The sequence below is a fragment of the Oceanobacillus profundus genome (assembly GCF_003515705.1).
GTDB lineage: Bacteria > Bacillota > Bacilli > Bacillales > Amphibacillaceae > Oceanobacillus > Oceanobacillus profundus.
Genome location: NZ_QWEH01000002.1, coordinates 1 through 19,891, shown reverse-complemented (window position 1 = coordinate 19,891; position 19,891 = coordinate 1). Strand labels below are relative to the sequence as shown.

The following is a 19,891-nucleotide window of genomic DNA, read 5'->3' as shown; positions in this document are numbered from 1 at the left end:
ACTGTTTTTAACCATTAAGGACACCAACATAAGTTATCTAACTTAAGTCACCTGTATAATTATTGTGAGACTAGCATATCCTACTAAACAATTTTAGCAATACTCTGTTAATAATTCAAATACCATATACAATTAAATTACTATTTCTTCAAGTAACCTGTCGCCTTAGCACAATAGCTGCAGTTTGATCTTATCTTCAACTCTTGCACCAATTAATACAATAAGAAAATAAGGCTCATTTGGTCTTTAGTTGCAATGTTTCTTAATCATCCAATTACTTTGCATATAGAATGAAACTGTTTAATGACTTCTCATTTTCATTTGACACATTCATCAGTTCATAATAGCTGGTAACCAATGTTTGAATCATCGAGGGGACATTGGCGAACTCTTTACGAATGCTATTGGCATAACTCTTTTCCCACTGTGCGTCCTGTAAATACGAGGCATCGACCATACCTTGTTTAACGATTTGAAAACCTGCCTTTTCAAGCAACTCCCGAATTTGTTCTTTATGAAACACGTTTTGTATATTTCCATCATTCCCCACAAAATTCGCGTACAAGGCTAGAATGGAAGCAGCACAAAAATGGGCACGCTGCGATATGTGAGTAAAGTCAAGATCCCACTCTGCTAAGCATATACATTTCGTCATTCTACGCAATTTCTTAAAATAACGGAGTAAATCTTCAGGTCTTTTAAAATACCAGGAACTATGAGACAACACTGCCACATCAAATATTTCACTTGATTCAAATGATTCAAGATCCACTTCAAAATGGAATGTAATACGCTCTCCCAATACAGAACTCTTGATTACGTCTGTTGCTTGTCCTAATGTCAACGGAGCTCCATAGTCCCGACTGGCAATATCAATGCCGATAACTTTCCCATAATCTCCTACTGTATCTGCTAATGCTACGGATGTATCACCCTGTCCAAAGCCAATTTCTAGTACACTCATTCCCTTTTTAACTTCAAATGCTTCCATTAAATCCAAACGGTGTTGCAGTTGGACTTGTTGTATTTTATCTGTTTCAAAGAGCTTATATTTAGATAAAAACGTTGTTGTTTTACTGTTTAACTCAACAAATGTCATTGTCCACCTCCAGATTACTTAATGACTTATTCTGTTTCTAGATAATTTCAAGCACTTTAGACAAATATTATAGTCATTCACTAAACAGTAATTCCCTTGTTAAAACAAACCTGCCATTTAGTACAATAATCGAACGTCAATCGATCTTTCGTTAAAGCACCGTATAGTTGAAGTAGGAAAGAGAAGTTTATTTCACAATCGTGCCCAGTTCTTGAATTCTTTTTCTGCTTTTAGCTGGTAATACCACAGATGTTAGTTAAAAAGTATCTTTTTTAAATTTTCATTAGCCTAACAATTTGTTTCCTCGGCTTCTAGTAATTCACCGCTTTGGTCATCTACTTGAACAGCACCAAACTCACAATTCTTATCGATTTCCCATTCAACGATGTACTTTCCTCTACTGTTGCTCACTGATTTTAGTTTAATTTTAATTTCGACTTTGTTTCGGTCTTCAATAAGATGTTGCAAAACAATTGCTTCTGCTTTGGTTTGAGTAATTTTAGGTTCTGAAATATCATGACCGCACCCAACTGTAATTAATAAAAGAATGATCAAGAAAATAAGTCTTTTACAGTCAATTTGCCTCCTTTTCGTATTAGACGGTGCAATATCAAAAGATGTTTAAAATTACCTGTCTGATTGATTATAAATATTCAAACAAAAAAGGATAGGATCGCACCCATTTGTTTAAGTTCTTTCTGAAACCAACAGTTATCCAAAGTGATTATGAAACCACCAAACAATAAGAATCATACTCACTATTCCCCAAGCTGTGGTACTCACTATCCACCAAATTATGGATGTAGCTTTTGTTGAACTTTCCTCGTCTTCCTTACTTGTTGTTATAAAAGCGAGCTTACTTTCCATACCTTTTTTCATAGAAGTAAGAACAACAAATCCGATTATTATGAAACCAATAGTTATCCAGAGTAATAAGTCCACCTTTTATACCTCCCTTTGTTGTGAATTACTTTCCTTTCAATCTTCTATATTCAATTATCCTCCCCCGTTCGTACAATAACTTCTATGTCAAATAGCGTTAATCCTTTTTAATTAACGCACCATATACTATAAGTACATCTTTTTCACAGTATTTTGTTCAGCTTATCATATATTTAAAGTTTTTAATATATTCAAAAATAAAAACCCGAGCATGCAAAGTGACTTCACATGCTCGGGTTAGATTTGTATTTACACTAATATTTGTTCTTGTTTCCTAACCTTTTCAGTTTCCTTAGCCATTGCTTTCAGTGCTACCTGATTTAGGAAATTTACTGGTTTATTGTAATGTGGCTGGAAAAAGAAATCGGTTAATGCCAATTGTTCAATCGTCATATGGTTGGCAATACCGACACTTATCGTGTTGATTGCCTGCGTAAAGTCGGCATCAGAAATGACTTGCGCCCCAACAATACGATGTGTTTCTGTTTCATACACAAGCTTTATTTGGATCACCGCATTTTCCGGCATGAATTCCGGACGATAATTATCTTCCATAGTGGCACTTGCTACAGATAATCCTGCTAATTTTGCAGCACTTTCGGTTAATCCTGTTGAAGCAATGTTATGATTGTATATTTTCAATCCAGATGTTCCTTGTGTTCCAGGATGTTCCAAGATAGGATTCAACAGATTATGAGCCACAAGTGTACCCATTCTTACTGCATTCGTTGCCAATGGAATATAGCTATGCTGTTTTGTTGCATTATTTGGCACAGCACAACAATCACCCGCAGCATACACATCTTGCACACTTGTTCGCATATACGAATCAACGATAATTGCTCCATTCTCCAACATCTCTATTTGCCCTTTAAATAGTCCTGTATTCGGTCTAAATCCAACACACATTACAACTAAGTCTGCGTTATATTCTCCTTTGTCCGTGATTACCTTTTTAACAGTCCCGGTTCCTTCAAATTGGGAAACTGTTTGGTTAAGAGCAAGTTCAATGCCCCGCTGTTTGAAGCTTGCTTCCACAGGGGAAGTGAATGTGTCATCTAAATAACGATTTAGAATTCTTTCCTCACTATCGATCAATGTGACGTTTTTTCCGTTTTCTTCAAACGCTTCAACGAGTTCCACACCAATGTATCCTGCACCAACAACGACAACATTTCGAGCAGATTCAGAACATTTAATGATCTCTTTTGCATGTTCGAAGTTCTTACATAGCAATACGTTTTCTAAATCAGATCCTGGAATTGGCGGTGTTACAGGCCAAGAACCAGAAGCGATAATCAATTTATCATAGCTATAGCTTTTTGTTTCATCTGTTTTCATATCTCTTGCCTGGATTTGTTTCCCATCTAGATTGCAGGCTGTTACTTCATGATTCATATGCATGTTTACACCAAGTCGCTCGAAATGCTCCACAGAAGCGTAAAACAGTCCATTCGGATCCTTCACGACACCACCTACATAAAGAGCAATACCGCAAGAAAGGAATGAAACATTATCATTTTTTTCAAAAACATCAATCTGTGCGTTTGGGTAAAGGTTCACTATATTATTAATCGCTGCTGTTCCAGCGTGTGTACATCCAATAACTGCTACTTTCATTATTCATCATCCTCCAATTGTTTGTTCAATACTTCACATATTTACATCGTAAATATACTATATCACTTTGTTCATCATTTCACAAGTGGTGATGAGAAATTTTTTTGAATGTCACGTCTATGCTGCCGGACACATAGACATCATTAATTTTGTCTTTGCTAACATCGTTTACAATAAGAGAATCTAAACCACCTGCATTTAAATTCTCTATTTCATTCACTGCCTTTTATCTTAATCCAGGATATTTCTAATTATAATCGGCATATTAGTTTCTAAAGAAGAAACAGAGAGCCAATTGTGTTGTATTAAGTTCTTACAATGTAGTAATAATCGGTCCTTCCTTCGTAAGAATAATCGTATGTTCGTATTGAGCTACAAAGCTTTCATCAGTTAGGAAGGTCCATCCATCTTCGGATTGAAAAACTTCTTCTTCAAATGTAGAGATAAAAGGTTCAAAGGCAATTACCATACGATCTTGTAAAATTTCGTCATCCCAACGAGAGAAGTAATTGAAAATATGTTCTGGTGCTTCATGAATCGAGCGCCCAACACCATGCCCGGTGAGATTTTTTATGACAGTTAAGCCATGCCTTTTCGCTACATTATGTACAGCTTTTCCGAGAGCACTTTTTTTCGAACCCGGTTTTGCCTTCTCAAGTCCAGCGTCGAATGCTTCTTTAGCAACGTCACATATTTTCTGCAAAGTTTTATCTCCCTTCCCAACAACAAAGGAAATACCAGTATCTGCGAAATATCCATTTTTAGAGCCTGAAACATCAATATTTACAAGATCCCCTTCTTGTATGATCCGCTCACTCGGAATCCCATGCGCTACTTCTTCATTTATGCTAATGCACGTAATCCCTGGAAAATCGTATTCTCCTTTTGGCGCAGATTGAGCTCCTGCCTTTTTAAACATCTCCTCAGCAATTTCATCGAGTTCTTTTGTCGTAATTCCAGGTTTCGTACATTGAACTAATTCATCTCGAATAGCTCCACAAATTTTACCAATTTCTTTTAGTCCATTAAAATCCTCTTCCGTCTTTGCAATCATCGTGGATCCTCACTTCTTTAAGTATTTTATAATTTTAAATTTTAGCAGAAATGGAACTGCCCTTTCTTTTTCAATGTGGCCGATAGTTGAACACAAGTTAAACAACACTCTTAAGATAACCTTCGTTGTCAGGATAAATACAATTTCATGTCTTTAATTATAAAAAAACTTAACATTCCTGTCATTATAATTATAAAAGCTGTCTAATTTCAGGCAGCTTTTATTAGCCATTTGATCGTTCCATTTAATTTGATTCTTTATGTACGCCTCAATACGGAATTATCCCAAAAGAAGCTGATGGATCTAATGGCAATAACAAACGCTATCGCCAGGTGTCATCAGCTTTTCGTGTTGCATTTATTGTATTTTATAACAGCAAATTTGAAAAAGGAACTTAGAAACTTAAAAAATAGAAATGTCATCATGGTGATTGCGATTATTGTGTTTGGTCTTTCGGGGATTTTTACCGCTTATACATTTATTGAGCCGATGCTTCGAAAAATTGCTGGTTTTGATATTACAGGCGTCACAATCGGATTATTCTTCTTATTTTTGATTAGACTATTCAAAAGTAATTCGGTATAAAATTGCTGTTATTAAATAAACTAAGCAAAATTCACTAGCCTCTGTTTTTGTTTTTTAGAACAGGGGCTAGTGGAAACAAAATTTAAATTTCATGATAAAAGACGTCATCATCTTCAATTTCGCTATATTTTTTATCAAAAAAGTTTAGCATAGTTAAACAAAATCACTCATATAGTTAAATGGAATTCATCCTTTTCTTCCCTTATCTAATATGTCTTCAACATATTCCTTTAAATCATCATTATTTTTACAAAACACAGGGTACAACTCCTTTAAAGCCTTTAATTATTGAATATCATGTACTTGAAAAGAGGTTTTTATACATGAGAATAGAAATTGAAATGAAAGATGAAACGTATGAAAAGATAAAGAATGTAATTGACTGGATTAATTTAGATAATTCATTCCGTGGGAGAAGTGATACTCCAGAAGCCAAAATTGAGGATTTTATTAAAGGAGCAGCCATTTCTAAATTATTGGATGTTGAAGCAATGTCCCCTGTACTAAATTCTGGGGGCTTGGATAGTTTAGAAGTTAAAAATCGATTTAAGGACATTGCGAAAGAAAAGAAAATTAGACAAGTTGATATTTGTAAAAGGACTGGACTTAAAAAGGCAAACCTTAGTTTGATCTTTAATAATGAAAAAACGTTAAGAGCGGAAACTTTTTTTGCTATTTGGCTGGCATTAGGCTGTCCACCTATTCATGAGTGTTTATATATTAAAAAATCCGACTGAGATGGAGATAGAACGAGTAAAAAAACTCGTTTTTTTTATTTTTTTTGGAATAGTACAAGTCATCCTCACCATACGTTTAACTAAACTAAATAAAAACAAAGCAAAAGTTTCTAATGATTAAACTTCAGGGGTTTATTAACTAATTGAATCACTGTGGTTGTATTGCAGCAACAGCAATTTGAAGATTCTAGATAAATTTAATGTGTGCAGGACTTTACCTGGTGGCTCATCCCTTTGATTCAAGAAGAAAGGGGCTGAGATAATGACGGTATTTGAAAGCTTGGTCATCTGTATGTCATTTGCTTCTTTGATCGTATCCGTACTGTCTTTTCACCAAAAAAAATAACCACCCATATCGCCCAGCCAGCAATTCGTGTGGTTATTTTTCGCTGATTTGTGAGCTGCCCTTTAAAAAGCTTCTGCACAAACCCGCTTGGTGTTACAGCACCAAGCCTTTTTTATATTGTATGACTATAGATATATATTGATACCCGATTTTAGGCTTTAAAAAAACTTTGCTGAGGAGATTGTTTGTTGCTCATTGAACTTGCCTTAAATCACCTACTCTACGGGTATAATACAATATGACATGGTAAAAATAAATTAGATGATTATATAGATAATATGAAATTAAACAATGTCTCGTTCTTCCTTACTTGATTTTTCAGTGTCCCGTCTTCCCCATAACACATTCTGCATCACAATACCAAAAAGCCCAATCAGTGCTGTAATCATTCCTATCACTTGGAAAATAGTGAACACACCAAATAATTGTACAAGGAATCCACCAGTAATGGGGGCAACCAGTAAAATGATTCCATTCAGGGAATTGTACATTCCCGACATCTGACCTACCTTTCCATCTGGACTTTCCATTTGTAATATATAACTAAAAACTACACTAAATATACCAGTTCCTACACCTATTATAAGCGAGGCTCCAATCAGCCACCAATAACTCACCCCAGGCCAAACCACTATATTCCATCATCTACTTAACAGTATGCTCAATTTGTCAGGGATATTGCTTTCAAGTCTACAACTGCAACAAAAGAAGCGATTAGCGAATCATTTTTTGGCATGATATTGTCCTTCCTATTTTTACATGTGATGCTTACATGAATAAGATTACCGGTACTAGTCTTATTATAGCCGCTAATTAAATCACAGAAATTAAACCCAAATTTGCATCGAAAACGTATGGTAAAGAAGACATAAAAAATAAAGCGATAGAATAGCTCTCAAGCTAGACTATCGCTTATTAATGTGTATTAAGATCATTTAATCCTGCTTATTATTTGATGATTACTTCTCCAACCATTCCTTCATTTTCATGAAACCGACAAATAAGTTCGTATGTACCGGCTTCTTGCGGTTCTATGGTAATGGTTTTCTGTTCTCTCGGCTGAAGCTCGGCGTCAATACCAAGCTTTTCCACGGTGAAGGTATGTTGCTTCTGACCTACATTTTCCAATAATAGTTCTGTCGATTCCCCACTAGCAATCGTAATCACATCTGGATTAAAGAAATCATCGTGCAACTCGACCATCATCTCATTTACCGGCTCCATTGGCTCTGTTCCAGCCCCGCTTGCTGCAAACACATGTAGTGGCACTGAAATAGACATAACCATCATTAACGCAAGTAATCCAGCTAAGGATTTTTTGATAGACATATAATCCCTCCTTTCCTTACACTATTTTCTTCAAGTTATTACAAATTATTAGGATATTTATTTTAGGAAACATGAATGGTTTTTAGGGATTTTAAAAAGAGCAATAAAATTTAAAATGGATTTCTTAATATTATTGATTACCTTAACATAAACCCTTTTAACATGATTCCATACGATTCAAACCTACTTCTCCGCTATTTTATGACTCATTATAAAGACTGGTATAAATAGTATAATCACCACTAAAGCTTTTAAATTTGTAGTCAAATCAAAGATTTTTTGATGATACAGTTCGTGAAAAAAGATGATGTTGTATGAAATAATACGTAATATTGTTGTCCATAATCCTGGAACATAACATTTTAATACAAATGCCTGAAGGGGATAGATAAAGATATTTAAAGCAAAAATAATGTTGATCCCTACCCTAGGAATAAGTAATATTGATTGGTTGTTATTGTTATTAAAGCAGATGCGAGAATAAAGAGTATACCCACAACCAAGGAAAAACGAGCTGCAGTCATTGTTTCGAATTGATCGATCTCTCTTTTGACGAACGGAATTATTCGCTCACGGACAACTGGGTATGTTTTTTTACCATCTTTCAATCAGGATAATTTCTTCAAAATTATGAAGCATGAAGATGATTAAAAAGGACCAAATTAATAGATTGATATCCACAGACATCCACCTTTAAAAGTAATTTTATTCATTGGATTAACGGCAATCATAATTGTAAAAACAAATAGCCAAGTACTGCTTTCTTACAATTCAGTCGAAATATTTTTTACATTGTGCCTTTTTGCTTTTTCGGGAATAACGTATAGCTGATACTTATTATAAAATCAATGACCAAAACCAGCGTCCAGAACTGTATGGTACGTAACAATACTTGAGTCTGTGAATGATCGTTGATATAAAGAATAATACCCACTAATATTCCCCCACCGATTAACCAGGACAACAAATGACGATACCATCCCTCCCGTTCTTTTCTGGCATGTGCTTTTCCATATTTTATTTTCATCGGTTCATTACCATTTCCGAATCGATAACTAAAACGCGCATCCGCCCATTTAATCATTTGATGGCCAAAGGCTACACTTACTCCAATATAAATCGCAGCAATTCCATGGAAGATAGTCGCAACTGCTCCATTTTTCAAATCAAATACAGTTACAATAAGCAATATGAGGTCGACAATTGGTGAACAAATGAGTAAAAATGTTCCCAATCGCTTTTTCTTAAAAATATATCTAGATGTCAATCCAGCTAAAACAAACACCCAAAATCCAATCTCACAGGCTATAATCAACCAACCAATCAACAGGAACACTTCCTCTACATTTTATTTAATACGTTTGCATTAAAATAATAACAGAATGGTTTATTTAATACAAGTGTGTTAAAATAAAAATATGCCAAAAATAGTTGATCATTATAAACGAAAAATTCAGATCGCAGAAGCTACATGGAAAGTCATTGTAGAGGAGGGAATCGAACAAGCAACAGTAAGGAAAATTGCCGAGACTACTGGACTGTCCGTTGGTGCAGTAAGACACTATTTTGCATCACAGTCAGAATTGCTGCGCTTTTCCATGGAATTGGTTTCAGATCGTGTCAAGCAACGGGTAAAAACAAGAAAATTTCCAAAGGGTCCGGTATCGTTGGAATTTATTGCAGATGGTGTGTGTGAAGTTCTACCCATCGATGATGAGCGAAAGATAGAAATGGAGGTATGGCTGGCTTTTTCTGCAAAAGTACTTGTCGATAACACCCTCCATGAACTGAGCAATAAAATGTACAACGACATGCATCAAGGATTTAAGAAAGTCATAGAGACCTTGCAATTATTACAATTTGCAAAGGACGAACTTGATCTCAATATGGAAGTAAACAGGCTTCATGCAATCGTTGACGGTATGGCTATGCATCACGTATTGAATTCGAAGCAACTTACTCAAGAAAAAATGATCCAGACTTTAAACTATCACCTTCAATCACTTTGCAAATAAGTTATTCAATGCGTTAGTTTATTTATTACAATACCGCCTAAACCGTAAAAAGCTGATGAACTGTTACGACGATAACGAATGCTATCGCCAGGTATCATCAGCTTTTTAGCAATTTCACCCTACTAATAGTGCTCACCTCAACCAACCATATTGACACCCTCCGCTTTCTCAGCTATGATAATTAGGAATGAAACACAGAATCGGAAGAGGTTCATAGCTGATACCCTCTATAAAAAACTATGGATACATTGACGATTAGCCATGTCCATATTGGATGTGGCTTTTTTTGTTAAAATCGTAGTTTGCTATAGCCTCTCTTAGTGTTTTTGAAAAATACGGGGAGGTTTTTTCATGTCTGGAAATAGGCATATATAGGAGTTAAAAGAATTAGACAAACAAGTATTTCGACTGGTCCTTTCCTGTTTAAAATCTAGGTTATACAAAGGTATGGTCATACATATTCCGAGAAGAATATAATCTTTAAAACGAATAAAAAGAGGTTTTTAGCTACCCTCTTAAAAAAACTAAGAAAACAGCCTTTCTTAGTGCTGTATTTTCTTTTTAAAAGGAGTTTTTACATGAAAAAAGATAAAGCCATTGTTGTCTTTAGCGGAGGACAGGATAGCACGACCTGTTTATTCTGGGCAATGGAACAATTTAGAGAAGTTGAAACAGTTACGTTTGATTATGGGCAACGCCATAAATTAGAAATTGAATGTGCGAAAGAGATTGCAGAAGACGTTGGTGTAAAACATCATATTTTAGATATGTCGCTGCTTCATCAACTGGCACCAAATGCCTTAACGCGAAACGATATTGAGGTAGCTGATGGAGATGAAACGGAGCTACCAAACACTTTTGTACCAGGAAGAAATTTACTTTTTCTATCCTTCGCTGGTGTGTTGGCAAAACAAGTTGGTGCTAAGCATTTAGTGACAGGGGTTAGTGAAACGGATTTTAGTGGTTATCCAGATTGTCGAGATAGTTTTATCAAGTCATTAAATGTAACGCTAAATCTGGCGATTGATGAACCGTTTGTAATCCATACACCGCTAATGTGGTTGGATAAAGAGGAAGTCTGGGGGCTTTCAGATGAGTTAGGCGTATTGAATGTCATTCGGGAAAAGACACTGACTTGCTATAACGGTGTAAAGGCTGATGGCTGTGGAGCATGTCCAGCTTGCAAGCTTCGAAATAATGGGTTAGAGCAATACTTGCTGAAAAAGGGAGAGAAATAAATATGTTACGTGTATTCTTTTATTTAATTTCAATTGTCACGGCTAATGTTATTACTGCGGCAATGATGCCTTTAGAGATTGGTATATTTATTATTCCTATGGGAACATTTCTAATCGGTGCGACATTTATCTTTCGTGACTTGGTGCAAAACAAGTACGGAAGAGCAAAGACCTATTTATTCATTCTTACCGCATTGATATTATCCGGTGTGGTCTCCTCTTTACTGGGAGATACATTAATGATTGTTGCAGCTTCCGCCCTATCCTTTATTATTTCTGAAACGGCAGATACAGAGATTTATACGAGGTTAAAACTGCCAATCGCATGGCGCGTATTTTATAGCGGAATTGTTGGTGGATTACTAGATTCCGTTGTTTTCGTAATTGTTGGATTAAGTCCACTAGGTGCAGGTTTTATCCCTTGGGGGGCCGTTCCAGCAGCAATTACAGGCCAGGTAATTGCGAAAACCGTTATTCAGCTGATTGGAGCTCTGGCACTAAATCAAGTGTATGTGATGAGAGCAAGAAGGGTAACAGCAAGCTAAATTCACGTAAACAGGGGGTTAGGAGTTTCAAAGGAATATATTTTGAGGTGCCATATCATATAAAATGAAATTGCCCAAATGACGTATGAATTGGCTACGTCATTTGGGCTGTTATCTCAATGTTTAATAGCTAATTCAGGCTGTTTTGCCATCAAAATATTAAAGTTCTTTTCAGATAATATATAGCTATTACGCACAGACAAATCGATGTCAATTGCATTGTCATTTAGGAAGTACCGTTATTTATTCATACAACAATTTCTTATGAAGCTAAAGAAACCTCGTTAGTTCAAAAAAATTCCTCTTAAATCCACTCCTTTCCATTTTCACGAATAAATTTAATATCATTATGATAATGTTCAAGATGCCCTGCTTCTATCATTTTTTGAAAAGAAATATCGCCTTCTTTGGCTTTTCTTCTTATTGTTTGACATAACCCCTCTAATCGTAGTAATACCATTTCCAGATAACCTTCCTCAATTCCTTCACCATAGGATTCAAAAAACAGTGTAATTCTTTGTTTTATACGATCGGCATGCAGTGAGGAATTATAATGAACTGCCTCACCTGCTTCAGAATAGTAAAATCTACTTAATGGGATACACGTGTAAAGAGTATAGGCTATGTCCCAAAGTTTTGGACCAGGACCAACAAGGTCAAAATCAATAATACCTACTGGTCTTTTATGATTAAAAATAATGTTGTATATTGCAAAATCATTATGGCATAGTACCTCAAATGGTTGGGGGGTATTATCTATTGATTGCCAACTCGCTTCAATTAAAAAATCACTCACGGCATCATGATAATGACGAAGCATTTTCGCTATTTCCTTTAAAACATCATTAGACCACATGTATTTTTTTAAAGGATAGTTGCCAGCTTCTCCTTCAATAAATGATAATATCTCTCTACCTTTTTCATCAATACCTAGAAACGTTGGTGCATAGCTGAATCCTTTGTTTTCCAAATGCTTTAATATCTTGTGAGTTTTAGTGCTTTCTCGCTTTAATTCTCGTCGAACAGTATCCCCTGAACGATATACTTTTGAGACGTTCCCTCCAGTTAGCATTTCTTCGTTTTCATAATTTGACACCTGAGAACCCCCTCCATTATTGGGACAACTAGACATTCTCAAAACAAATCCTGATTTCCAATAGTCCTACCTCTTTCGTTTATTAACTCCACCTTTAATAATAACGCAACATTCAAAATAAAGATTTTAAACATGGTGATTGTTCTAGGATCGTTTTTGTACTCTTGCACGCTATAGTTGAAAAAGTACTATATAAATTAAAATAAACTATAGAAAAATTATCTTTGCTATTTAAAATCACTTAAAATATTTTTCATAGCAAACACATTCATAAATTCGCTCGTTGTCTGATTCAAATTGCTCAATATCTTCTCCTACATAGTGAGCGAATGTATTTACTAGGTGGAGATTAGGTATGGTACTTTGAATTCGATTTTTCATTTCATATCCTTCGAAGTAAATATGGTAATAGGAATAGACTTTTTTAAACTGCACTTTTTCATACCAATTCCGTACCCAGCAATCATCTCGAGTCCATGCTTCAAATCGATTTAATCCTAAATTAGTAGCTCGCTTTTCTGCTTCTTGAAGAAGTTGCTTTCCAATTCCTTGGCGATAGTAGTCTGGATGTACTGCAACATGCCAAATCATCCCCCCTAAGCCTTGTCCTCTTGAACAGACAGTCTTTTCTTTCTTTTCATACTCTACATCAATGAGCCCGATAATTTGTCCGTTTAATTCGGCTACTAATTCAATTGCAGGATTTTCGTATTTTTCTTTTTTATTTAACACATTATCAAAGTAGGCTGTATTTAAAAATGATAGGGTTCTACATCGAACCCAACTGATTTCATCAGTATCTTTATATTCACGAATAAACATTTTATATTTTCTCCCATCGATACAGAATTTAAGACCCTCATAATTGAAGTGAAAAATATAACACCCTATATAAAAAATAGTTCTACACAATAAACCTGCCTCGATAGCTTAAAATCCGTTTATTTAAAAAAAGAATTTCACATTCTGGTTGCCTTATTTATCTCGTGCACCAGATCGTTTAATACATAATTTAAGGCAACCTGATAATTTTTTTACTTCGTAATCTTTGCTTCAAATTTTTCGTGTTCTTCTAAAAACTCCGTTGTAATTGAGTCAAAATCTATTAGTAGATTTATCCAATCATCCTTTATAAATCCTTTTTCACGGTATATGTCGAAGAATAAATCAGTATTTACCGTTCCTGTATCTGGATTTATTCCATTTATATTATTAATCAGGGCCTCCCTCCATAAGGAATTTAATGCCTGGATAGTATGTATGTGCTCTAGTTCATCCTCATTCAATTTAATCCTTTCATTTTTACTCAGTATAGTCGTCAAATCTGATAAATTATCAAGTTTTTCTTCATAGACAATATCCCACTGTATTTCATAAAAAAATGAATTAATATCAGACGCTGTAAATGCAGTTATGGAATTTAATTCCTCATCCGATGCACGTTCAAAAAAGTTAACCGCTATCATTTTTAATTCCCGAACTTTTACTCCGAAACTACCATTATAACTCAAGATCATATCCATTTGCTCCAATGTAATGCTTCTGGAATCAAGAATTTCTTCATACATTATTTGGTTATTATATAAAGCAGAAGACATACCCGAAACAGCACCTGATAACTGATGAGACATATACCTTACATAGTGTTGTTTATCCATATATTGATAAAATCCAAAACATAATATTAATAGAATTATTAAAACGGTAACGATCTTTCTATATTTCATATTCCCTCCTATTTCTAACGTGAATTCTACAAGTTCTTAGTCATACTATGCTACCTATTAGTTGAATAACTTTACTTTTTTCCAGTAGTCTTCCAGTTACTGATCGAGATTACTATAACCTGCCCTAAAATATAAATTACTGAAGTACCTAAAACCACAGTATCTCTTCCAAAGGGTTTAAACCAGCCTCCGTCATCAGATATAAAGAAATAACTTAATAACAATGAAAGGATGGTCATAAAAATGACTGATAGGAATATTCGAAGTAGTTTAACCTTTCTTAGCTGTAATCCAACAATTATTATGAATAGTAAGAATCCTGGGAATAGGAAAACTGGCTCTTGTCTCGTCAAATGGCTATTATATTCATAAAAATGAAATAGGAATGGAATTGGAAGTACTGGTAGTATAATTCGTAAAAATTTAATATAATCACCTCTTAACCAACATTAATACAATATTATCATTCTTATTGAATTACCTATCGCATTAGCTACTTTAGTAACTTATCTATGAATTTACTTGCTTATCCTTTTTGATGAGACCAACTATTACAAAAATAAATCCCAAACCAATAGATAAATTTCATAGCCACTTATTCTAAAACCCGCTTTATGTGGTACATAGTACGCAACAAGCATCCGTGCAATACCCAGTAACATTATTTTAGTAGAGGTCATCTATATCCCCTTATTGCTCTCTAAAAATTCAACAAAAAAAGAGTGCATATCCTTCTTTTAGGACAGTCCATTTAGTTGATTAAACAATATCATTAATACCCTTAACTAAACACAATTTTAATTTTGAAAAGTACCATTTGATTAGGTACTGCTCTTTCATAAAATGCTTCTAATTTCTCCAATTTCAGGTTATGCAAGTTTATAACTGTTTTGGGAACTTCAAAACTATCTACACTATAGTCATCTTGTAATACTCGCCAAAGCTCAAGTTCCTTCCATGTATCTGAAAATCCCCGAAATATGCTGCAAGATGGGAAACTACCTTTTCTGCATTTGTTACTTTATAAATAAACTTCTTATCCGTTAAAAAACGAGCATAAGGATTATGGAAATCCTCCTCGATAACCAACGGACTGTTTTGAAGCTCCTCTGGGAGATTAATTAAAAATACTTTCTTATTACGATCTATTTTACTTAGATCAATTACACGAATTTGTATTTGTTCCTCTTTAAATCCTATTTTAAGTAGTTCGTTGTAAGACTTTATCTCTTCATCTGATAATGCTTCTTCAAAGGATTTTAGTTTCTGATTACAAGCGATAAATTCGTAAACAGCCAAAATTTAACCTCTTATCCAAAATAAATCTTTAACAAACCTACTCCTATACTTCAATAAGAAAGAGCCAATATTCTCCTTACACTAACCTGCCCGTTGCATTAAGTACATCATTTCACAAAGTTATCTTACCATATATTATCATTACATTTAAGTCATATTTTTAAAAATTACAGCTTAGACATAATATCAGAACCTTTACATACAAAAAGGCGAGTTCTAATCAAATCTCGCCCTTAATAATCTTTCATTCTTAAAAATTACTAAATACAAGTAAATTTGCTGTAACGTTTATTCCTTATTGGCATACATAGTCTCCGTACTATGACTGTAAAGTTCAATAATATTTCCAAATGGATCTTCACAATAAACTAAATAATAAGGCTTCCCTTTCCATGTATTCCAGATCTCACTCCGCTTTTCCCCACCTGAATTTGCAATTTTATCCGCAAGTTTTTCCAAGTCATCTGCTATTAAACAAATATGAAAATAGCCTTGATAATCCTGCTTTCTTCTTTCTTCCATTTTTGGTTCTTGAAATTCAAAAAGCTCGAGACCAACCTGATTCTGCGAAACCAAATGCGCATTCCTCATTTTTTTGATGTTTTTACCCAATAAGTCATTGGTCATATTATGTTCCTTTTCTAATTCTGAGACAAAGGTATATGGCCCAGCAATTAGTTTAAAGCCCAAGACCTCCCCATACCACTTGATAGCTGCCTCAATATCGGGAACGGATAAACCTATATGTGTAATTGCTGTCATTATAAATCCCTCCTGATAAGCTAATTCCCTTTGTAAGTGGCTGTCACTCCCCGGATTTTGTTAAAATGACGGTTTAAGTAGTAAGGCTCTTAACCTGTTACAGATTAATGGCTAAGAATGCCTCCTTCACATATTAGCGTAAATCCCTCCTTTAATAGGGATTTCGATAAGGCAATCCAAGCATTAAAGCACGTACCTGCATTATGTAAAAGAACATGCATCTCTTCTGCACAGCTAACGATAAAGAATACGAGACTAGGCTTATACCTATTGCTTTTTTAAATCCTATCGAGGGAATATGGGGACATTTTACAGGTCAAGGAATCAAGAGAAAATGATTGATGACAAGCTTAAACTCTTGTTGAAGTTCATTACAAATAACTGATCATTATTTATAATTACTGCGTAAAAAAGGCTCTCAACATAAACGTTGAAAGCCTTGATAGCCTAAGTGATAGATACCAATGTGCGGGGTCGTAGATTATATCAAAACACTGATTTAAAAAGCTTTTGTCAAAGCCCCGAGAGATATAATCAGGGACTTTCTATTAAAAATTCAATCTATTAAGTCGATGTCTATCTTGGTTCCGATTCCACAACATCTCCATTTTGAAAAACATCATAGAATCCAACCGTGCCAGTACCTCCGTCATCAATAAAATCCTGACTTTGTGCTCTTAAAGAATAAAATAAGTTGCCGTCTGAGTCCTCATGAAGCTCGCCAGCGCTACTAAATACTAAATCATCATTATCAAGGGCATCCTCTGCATAAGCAATCGCTGTTTCTACTGTAAACAACTCTGCTTGATATTCGTCAAGTAGTAGTGTCCATGTATCAACACCGACAATCCCGTCCCGGACTAAACCATGCTCTGCTTGTAATTCACGGACTTGTTGGTCTGTATGTGGGCCAAAATTTCCATCGACTTCTGTTTCATGTCCAAAGTGATTTAACATCACTTGTATAAATTCAACTTCAAAACTTTGGCTACCCTGTTTGACAATCGGCTGTTCTTCAGGCGGCCAATTTAATATCGCTTCGTATCCTGGTGGTATTTCTGATTCTGATAGTTGAATCGAATCATTTTCCGAGGCTGCGTCTACAGTTTGAAAGGGAACAACTTGCACTGCTACAAGCATAACTGCAGGTATTACTGCTAACCATTTCTTTTTCAACATAATCTCCTCCTAAAATAATATAGACTTCGGCAGTCGCATAGGCAGATACGACAGTCGATCCCTTGTCATATCTTTTGTTATCCTCAGCTGATAGCCCGCACTATTATCCCGATGTATCGACGTCTGCATACAGATGGTGCATGGTGAGGCCAGTTTGGTCACAAGCGATAGGTCTATTTCCCTTTTTCCTTTCGCTCTCGACCACCTCCTTCGCCTTCTTATTCCAAGAGGTAATTAATTGAATATTTTACATATACCCTATTAAAAATGTGTGAAACACTTTATTGTGTACTTATTTTTATTTTTATCAATAATATTATCTATGAAACCTCAAAATGGCCATACATTTGCCAACCGCTATCTCTCCTATCTATCATTCGAATGTTGCTTTTCTTAATAGTAGCTTACCAGGTAGATTATACAAGAACATCTAGTTATCTCGTTCTATTGCTTGAATCTAACAAAGATTTTTTACTATTAGATTCTAAAATCCACAAAAAAACTCCTAAACCCTTAGATATAAAGGTTTAGGAGCCAAAATCCTTTTGTAATTTACTTAAATCATAATATCGATACCGGTGGTCGGGGTCGAACCGACACGTCCGTGAAGACACGGGATTTTGAGTCCCGCGCGTCTGCCAATTCCGCCACACCGGCATAGGTATGGAGGCGGTAACCGGATTTGAACCGGTGATAAAGGTTTTGCAGACCTCTGCCTTACCACTTGGCTATACCGCCAAAAATAAAATGGAGCGGAAGACGGGATTCGAACCCGCGACCCCCACCTTGGCAAGGTGATGTTCTACCACTGAACTACTTCCGCATATGGCTGGGCCACTAGGATTCGAACCTAGGGTACACGGGATCAAAACCCGATGCCTTACCGCTTGGCTATGGCCCAATCAATAAATTTGTTAATTATATGAGGGCGATCGATGGGGATCGAACCCACGTGTGCCGGAGCCACAATCCGGTGCGTTAACCACTTCGCCACGACCGCCATATAATTGTAAATGGCAGGGGTAGTAGGAATCGAACCCACATTGACGGTTTTGGAGACCGTAGTTCTACCGTTAAACTATACCCCTATTATTTATTAAAATGGTGGAGGGGGGCAGATTCGAACTGCCGAACCCTGAGGGAGCGGATTTACAGTCCGCCGCGTTTAGCCACTTCGCTACCCCTCCAACTAAATTGAAGTAAATGGTGGCTCGGGACGGAATCGAACCGCCGACACACGGATTTTCAGTCCGTTGCTCTACCGACTGAGCTACCGAGCCATAATTAAAATATTTTAAATGGCGGTCCGGACGGGACTCGAACCCGCGACCTCCTGCGTGACAGGCAGGCATTCTAACCAACTGAACTACCGGACCATTTTTGGTTGCGGGGGCAGGATTTGAACCTACGACCTTTGGGTTATGAGCCCAACGAGCTACCAGACTGCTCCACCCCGCGGTATGAAATAAAGTATTAAGATGAAATATGGTGGAGGATGCAGGGCTCGAACCTGCGACCCCCTGCTTGTAAGGCAGGTGCTCTCCCAGCTGAGCTAATCCTCCATATTGGTGACCCGTACGGGATTCGAACCCGTGTTACCGCCGTGAAAGGGCGGTGTCTTAACCGCTTGACCAACGGGCCTTATTTTATGTAATAGTGGCGGAGAGCGAGGGATTCGAACCCTCGAGGCCGCGTAAACGGCCTACACGATTTCCAATCGTGCTCCTTCGGCCACTCGGACAGCTCTCCGTATGGCTCCACAGGTAGGATTCGAACCTACGACCGATCGGTTAACAGCCGATTGCTCTACCACTGAGCTACTGTGGAATAATCCAAAATGAAATCTATTTGGTTTTTCAAACAGAAATTGCTCGTCCTACCAAATGAGATATTTTAGAGTAGCTTCATTCCTGTCATACAGCTCTTGTATGGTAAGGAATTTACTTGCCTGGCGGCGTCCTACTCTTGCAGGGGCAAAGCCCCAACTACCATCGGCGCTGAAGAGCTTAACTTCTGTGTTCGGCATGGGAACAGGTGTGACCTCTTCGCTATTGCTACCAGACAATATAATTATCACCCAAGTGAACCTCAAGAAAATCAGTGACAACCAATATTATAATCGTTTTTGAAAAAAAATCAAGTATAAAGTTGGGTTTTTATAAGGTTTATACCTTAAAAACTAAATAAGAGAAAACAAGACATCAAATAAAGAATTTAGTTAAGTCCTCGATCGATTAGTATCCGTAAGCTCCACGTGTCACCACGCTTCCACACCGAACCTATCAACCTCATCGTCTCTGAGGGATCTTACTCACTCG

At 36.2% G+C, this 19,891-nt stretch carries 20 protein-coding genes, 14 tRNA genes, 2 rRNA genes and 2 riboswitches; of the genes, 6 read left to right on the top strand and 30 right to left on the bottom strand.

Translation table 11 applies throughout. From position 1 onward, the window contains the following. Positions 1-274 precede the first annotated feature (274 nt). The 5 genes from D1B32_RS03275 to map form a co-directional block, all read right to left on the bottom strand. A complete protein-coding gene (locus tag D1B32_RS03275) occupies positions 275-1,099 on the bottom strand; it encodes an SAM-dependent methyltransferase (RefSeq protein WP_118888617.1) in 825 nt (274 codons plus the stop codon). A 288-nt stretch (positions 1,100-1,387) separates the two neighbouring features. Then, positions 1,388-1,567: a hypothetical protein gene (locus D1B32_RS03270; RefSeq protein ID WP_187393125.1), complete on the bottom strand. Its 180-nt coding sequence runs from the start codon at positions 1,565-1,567 to the stop codon at positions 1,388-1,390. Between the two features lie 243 nt (positions 1,568-1,810). Then, positions 1,811-2,041 carry a hypothetical protein gene (locus tag D1B32_RS03265; protein ID WP_118888615.1) on the bottom strand — a complete coding sequence of 77 codons (231 nt, stop codon included), beginning with the start codon at positions 2,039-2,041 and terminating at the stop codon, positions 1,811-1,813. 249 nt (positions 2,042-2,290) lie between these two features. Continuing rightward, complete coding sequence (locus tag D1B32_RS03260) at positions 2,291-3,661, bottom strand: FAD-dependent oxidoreductase (protein WP_095310016.1); 1,371 nt, start codon at positions 3,659-3,661, stop codon at positions 2,291-2,293. A gap of 313 nt (positions 3,662-3,974) precedes the next feature. After that, the gene (gene map / locus D1B32_RS03255) at positions 3,975-4,715 is read right to left on the bottom strand and encodes a type I methionyl aminopeptidase (protein WP_095310018.1); all 741 of its coding nucleotides are present in this window, start codon (positions 4,713-4,715) and stop codon (positions 3,975-3,977) included. A gap of 306 nt (positions 4,716-5,021) precedes the next feature. Here map and D1B32_RS24210 point away from each other — a divergent pair, with 306 nt between their 5' ends. The 3 genes from D1B32_RS24210 (at position 5,022) to D1B32_RS24665 (ending at position 6,383) form a co-directional block, all read left to right on the top strand. Beyond that, entirely contained in the window at positions 5,022-5,300 is a 279-nt protein-coding gene (locus D1B32_RS24210) for a hypothetical protein (protein WP_240033716.1), read from the top strand. Between the two features lie 323 nt (positions 5,301-5,623). Beyond that, positions 5,624-6,037: a helix-turn-helix domain-containing protein gene (locus D1B32_RS03245; protein WP_095310020.1), complete on the top strand. Its 414-nt coding sequence runs from the start codon at positions 5,624-5,626 to the stop codon at positions 6,035-6,037. Positions 6,038-6,299: 262 nt separating this feature from the next. Then, positions 6,300-6,383: a putative holin-like toxin gene (locus D1B32_RS24665; protein ID WP_474064730.1), complete on the top strand. Its 84-nt coding sequence runs from the start codon at positions 6,300-6,302 to the stop codon at positions 6,381-6,383. A 284-nt stretch (positions 6,384-6,667) separates the two neighbouring features. On the opposite strand, the gene D1B32_RS03240 is transcribed toward D1B32_RS24665, so the two are convergent. The 3 genes from D1B32_RS03240 to D1B32_RS03230 form a co-directional block, all read right to left on the bottom strand. Beyond that, positions 6,668-7,000, bottom strand: coding sequence for an MFS transporter (locus D1B32_RS03240; protein WP_158586196.1), 333 nt, complete (start codon positions 6,998-7,000; stop codon positions 6,668-6,670). A 331-nt stretch (positions 7,001-7,331) separates the two neighbouring features. Continuing rightward, the gene (locus D1B32_RS03235; RefSeq protein WP_095310024.1) at positions 7,332-7,712 is read right to left on the bottom strand and encodes a cupredoxin domain-containing protein; all 381 of its coding nucleotides are present in this window, start codon (positions 7,710-7,712) and stop codon (positions 7,332-7,334) included. A 787-nt stretch (positions 7,713-8,499) separates the two neighbouring features. Next, positions 8,500-9,039 (bottom strand): hypothetical protein, encoded by a 540-nt coding sequence (locus D1B32_RS03230; RefSeq protein ID WP_095310026.1) that lies wholly within the window; start codon positions 9,037-9,039, stop codon positions 8,500-8,502. Positions 9,040-9,130: 91 nt separating this feature from the next. On the opposite strand from D1B32_RS03230, the gene D1B32_RS03225 reads away from it, so the two are divergent. From D1B32_RS03225 to D1B32_RS03215, 3 genes are all read left to right on the top strand, one after another. Beyond that, complete coding sequence (locus tag D1B32_RS03225; RefSeq protein WP_095310028.1) at positions 9,131-9,727, top strand: TetR/AcrR family transcriptional regulator; 597 nt, start codon at positions 9,131-9,133, stop codon at positions 9,725-9,727. Positions 9,728-9,927: 200 nt separating this feature from the next. After that, positions 9,928-9,974, top strand: a riboswitch (PreQ1 riboswitch). Positions 9,975-10,217: 243 nt separating this feature from the next. Next, positions 10,218-10,261: riboswitch (PreQ1 riboswitch) on the top strand. 44 nt (positions 10,262-10,305) lie between these two features. Beyond that, complete coding sequence (gene queC, locus D1B32_RS03220; RefSeq protein WP_095310030.1) at positions 10,306-10,965, top strand: 7-cyano-7-deazaguanine synthase QueC; 660 nt, start codon at positions 10,306-10,308, stop codon at positions 10,963-10,965. A gap of 2 nt (positions 10,966-10,967) precedes the next feature. After that, complete coding sequence (locus D1B32_RS03215; protein WP_118888613.1) at positions 10,968-11,510, top strand: VUT family protein; 543 nt, start codon at positions 10,968-10,970, stop codon at positions 11,508-11,510. Between the two features lie 304 nt (positions 11,511-11,814). On the opposite strand, the gene D1B32_RS03210 is transcribed toward D1B32_RS03215, so the two are convergent. The 22 genes from D1B32_RS03210 to D1B32_RS03105 form a co-directional block, all read right to left on the bottom strand. Then, positions 11,815-12,606, bottom strand: coding sequence for a phosphotransferase (locus D1B32_RS03210; RefSeq protein WP_095310034.1), 792 nt, complete (start codon positions 12,604-12,606; stop codon positions 11,815-11,817). 237 nt (positions 12,607-12,843) lie between these two features. Next, a complete protein-coding gene (locus D1B32_RS03205) occupies positions 12,844-13,428 on the bottom strand; it encodes a GNAT family N-acetyltransferase (RefSeq protein WP_095310036.1) in 585 nt (194 codons plus the stop codon). A 212-nt stretch (positions 13,429-13,640) separates the two neighbouring features. Further along, on the bottom strand, positions 13,641-14,333 hold the full coding sequence (locus D1B32_RS03200) for a hypothetical protein (RefSeq protein WP_118888612.1): 693 nt from the start codon (positions 14,331-14,333) through the stop codon (positions 13,641-13,643). 909 nt (positions 14,334-15,242) lie between these two features. Next, complete coding sequence (locus D1B32_RS03195) at positions 15,243-15,632, bottom strand: hypothetical protein (protein ID WP_095310041.1); 390 nt, start codon at positions 15,630-15,632, stop codon at positions 15,243-15,245. 288 nt (positions 15,633-15,920) lie between these two features. After that, a complete protein-coding gene (locus D1B32_RS03190) occupies positions 15,921-16,394 on the bottom strand; it encodes a VOC family protein (RefSeq protein ID WP_095310043.1) in 474 nt (157 codons plus the stop codon). 576 nt (positions 16,395-16,970) lie between these two features. Continuing rightward, on the bottom strand, positions 16,971-17,570 hold the full coding sequence (locus tag D1B32_RS03185) for a peptidoglycan-binding domain-containing protein (RefSeq protein ID WP_095310063.1): 600 nt from the start codon (positions 17,568-17,570) through the stop codon (positions 16,971-16,973). A 576-nt stretch (positions 17,571-18,146) separates the two neighbouring features. Then, positions 18,147-18,230, bottom strand: a tRNA-Leu gene (locus tag D1B32_RS03180). 7 nt (positions 18,231-18,237) lie between these two features. Next, positions 18,238-18,311: transfer RNA gene (locus D1B32_RS03175), tRNA-Cys, on the bottom strand. Between the two features lie 10 nt (positions 18,312-18,321). Beyond that, positions 18,322-18,396 (bottom strand) — tRNA-Gly (locus D1B32_RS03170). A gap of 3 nt (positions 18,397-18,399) precedes the next feature. Beyond that, a tRNA-Gln gene (locus tag D1B32_RS03165) sits at positions 18,400-18,474 on the bottom strand. Between the two features lie 26 nt (positions 18,475-18,500). Beyond that, positions 18,501-18,573 (bottom strand) — tRNA-His (locus D1B32_RS03160). A 14-nt stretch (positions 18,574-18,587) separates the two neighbouring features. Continuing rightward, positions 18,588-18,661 (bottom strand) — tRNA-Trp (locus D1B32_RS03155). Positions 18,662-18,675: 14 nt separating this feature from the next. Beyond that, positions 18,676-18,760 (bottom strand) — tRNA-Tyr (locus tag D1B32_RS03150). 17 nt (positions 18,761-18,777) lie between these two features. After that, positions 18,778-18,853: transfer RNA gene (locus D1B32_RS03145), tRNA-Phe, on the bottom strand. A gap of 19 nt (positions 18,854-18,872) precedes the next feature. After that, positions 18,873-18,949, bottom strand: a tRNA-Asp gene (locus D1B32_RS03140). A 5-nt stretch (positions 18,950-18,954) separates the two neighbouring features. Next, positions 18,955-19,031 (bottom strand) — tRNA-Met (locus tag D1B32_RS03135). A gap of 28 nt (positions 19,032-19,059) precedes the next feature. After that, a tRNA-Val gene (locus D1B32_RS03130) sits at positions 19,060-19,135 on the bottom strand. Between the two features lie 4 nt (positions 19,136-19,139). After that, positions 19,140-19,214: transfer RNA gene (locus D1B32_RS03125), tRNA-Glu, on the bottom strand. A gap of 16 nt (positions 19,215-19,230) precedes the next feature. Then, a tRNA-Ser gene (locus tag D1B32_RS03120) sits at positions 19,231-19,322 on the bottom strand. 3 nt (positions 19,323-19,325) lie between these two features. Continuing rightward, a tRNA-Asn gene (locus D1B32_RS03115) sits at positions 19,326-19,400 on the bottom strand. Positions 19,401-19,519: 119 nt separating this feature from the next. After that, positions 19,520-19,635 (bottom strand): 5S ribosomal RNA (rrf, locus tag D1B32_RS03110). Positions 19,636-19,787: 152 nt separating this feature from the next. Continuing rightward, positions 19,788-19,891 (bottom strand): 23S ribosomal RNA (locus D1B32_RS03105); the annotation flags it as partial.

Excerpts from the sequence above, each read along its gene's own strand:
- D1B32_RS03275 (WP_118888617.1), bottom strand. The coding sequence starts at position 1,099 with ATGACATTTGTTGAGTTAAACAGTAAAACAACAACGTTTTTATCTAAA.
- D1B32_RS03260 (WP_095310016.1), bottom strand. The coding sequence starts at position 3,661 with ATGAAAGTAGCAGTTATTGGATGTACACACGCTGGAACAGCAGCGATT.
- map (WP_095310018.1), bottom strand. The coding sequence starts at position 4,715 with ATGATTGCAAAGACGGAAGAGGATTTTAATGGACTAAAAGAAATTGGT.
- D1B32_RS24210 (WP_240033716.1), top strand. The coding sequence starts at position 5,022 with ATGGCAATAACAAACGCTATCGCCAGGTGTCATCAGCTTTTCGTGTTG.
- D1B32_RS03245 (WP_095310020.1), top strand. The coding sequence starts at position 5,624 with ATGAGAATAGAAATTGAAATGAAAGATGAAACGTATGAAAAGATAAAG.
- D1B32_RS24665 (WP_474064730.1), top strand. The coding sequence starts at position 6,300 with ATGACGGTATTTGAAAGCTTGGTCATCTGTATGTCATTTGCTTCTTTG.
- D1B32_RS03235 (WP_095310024.1), bottom strand. The coding sequence starts at position 7,712 with ATGTCTATCAAAAAATCCTTAGCTGGATTACTTGCGTTAATGATGGTT.
- D1B32_RS03225 (WP_095310028.1), top strand. The coding sequence starts at position 9,131 with ATGCCAAAAATAGTTGATCATTATAAACGAAAAATTCAGATCGCAGAA.
- queC (WP_095310030.1), top strand. The coding sequence starts at position 10,306 with ATGAAAAAAGATAAAGCCATTGTTGTCTTTAGCGGAGGACAGGATAGC.
- D1B32_RS03215 (WP_118888613.1), top strand. The coding sequence starts at position 10,968 with ATGTTACGTGTATTCTTTTATTTAATTTCAATTGTCACGGCTAATGTT.
- D1B32_RS03205 (WP_095310036.1), bottom strand. The coding sequence starts at position 13,428 with ATGTTTATTCGTGAATATAAAGATACTGATGAAATCAGTTGGGTTCGA.
- D1B32_RS03200 (WP_118888612.1), bottom strand. The coding sequence starts at position 14,333 with ATGAAATATAGAAAGATCGTTACCGTTTTAATAATTCTATTAATATTA.
- D1B32_RS03190 (WP_095310043.1), bottom strand. The coding sequence starts at position 16,394 with ATGACAGCAATTACACATATAGGTTTATCCGTTCCCGATATTGAGGCA.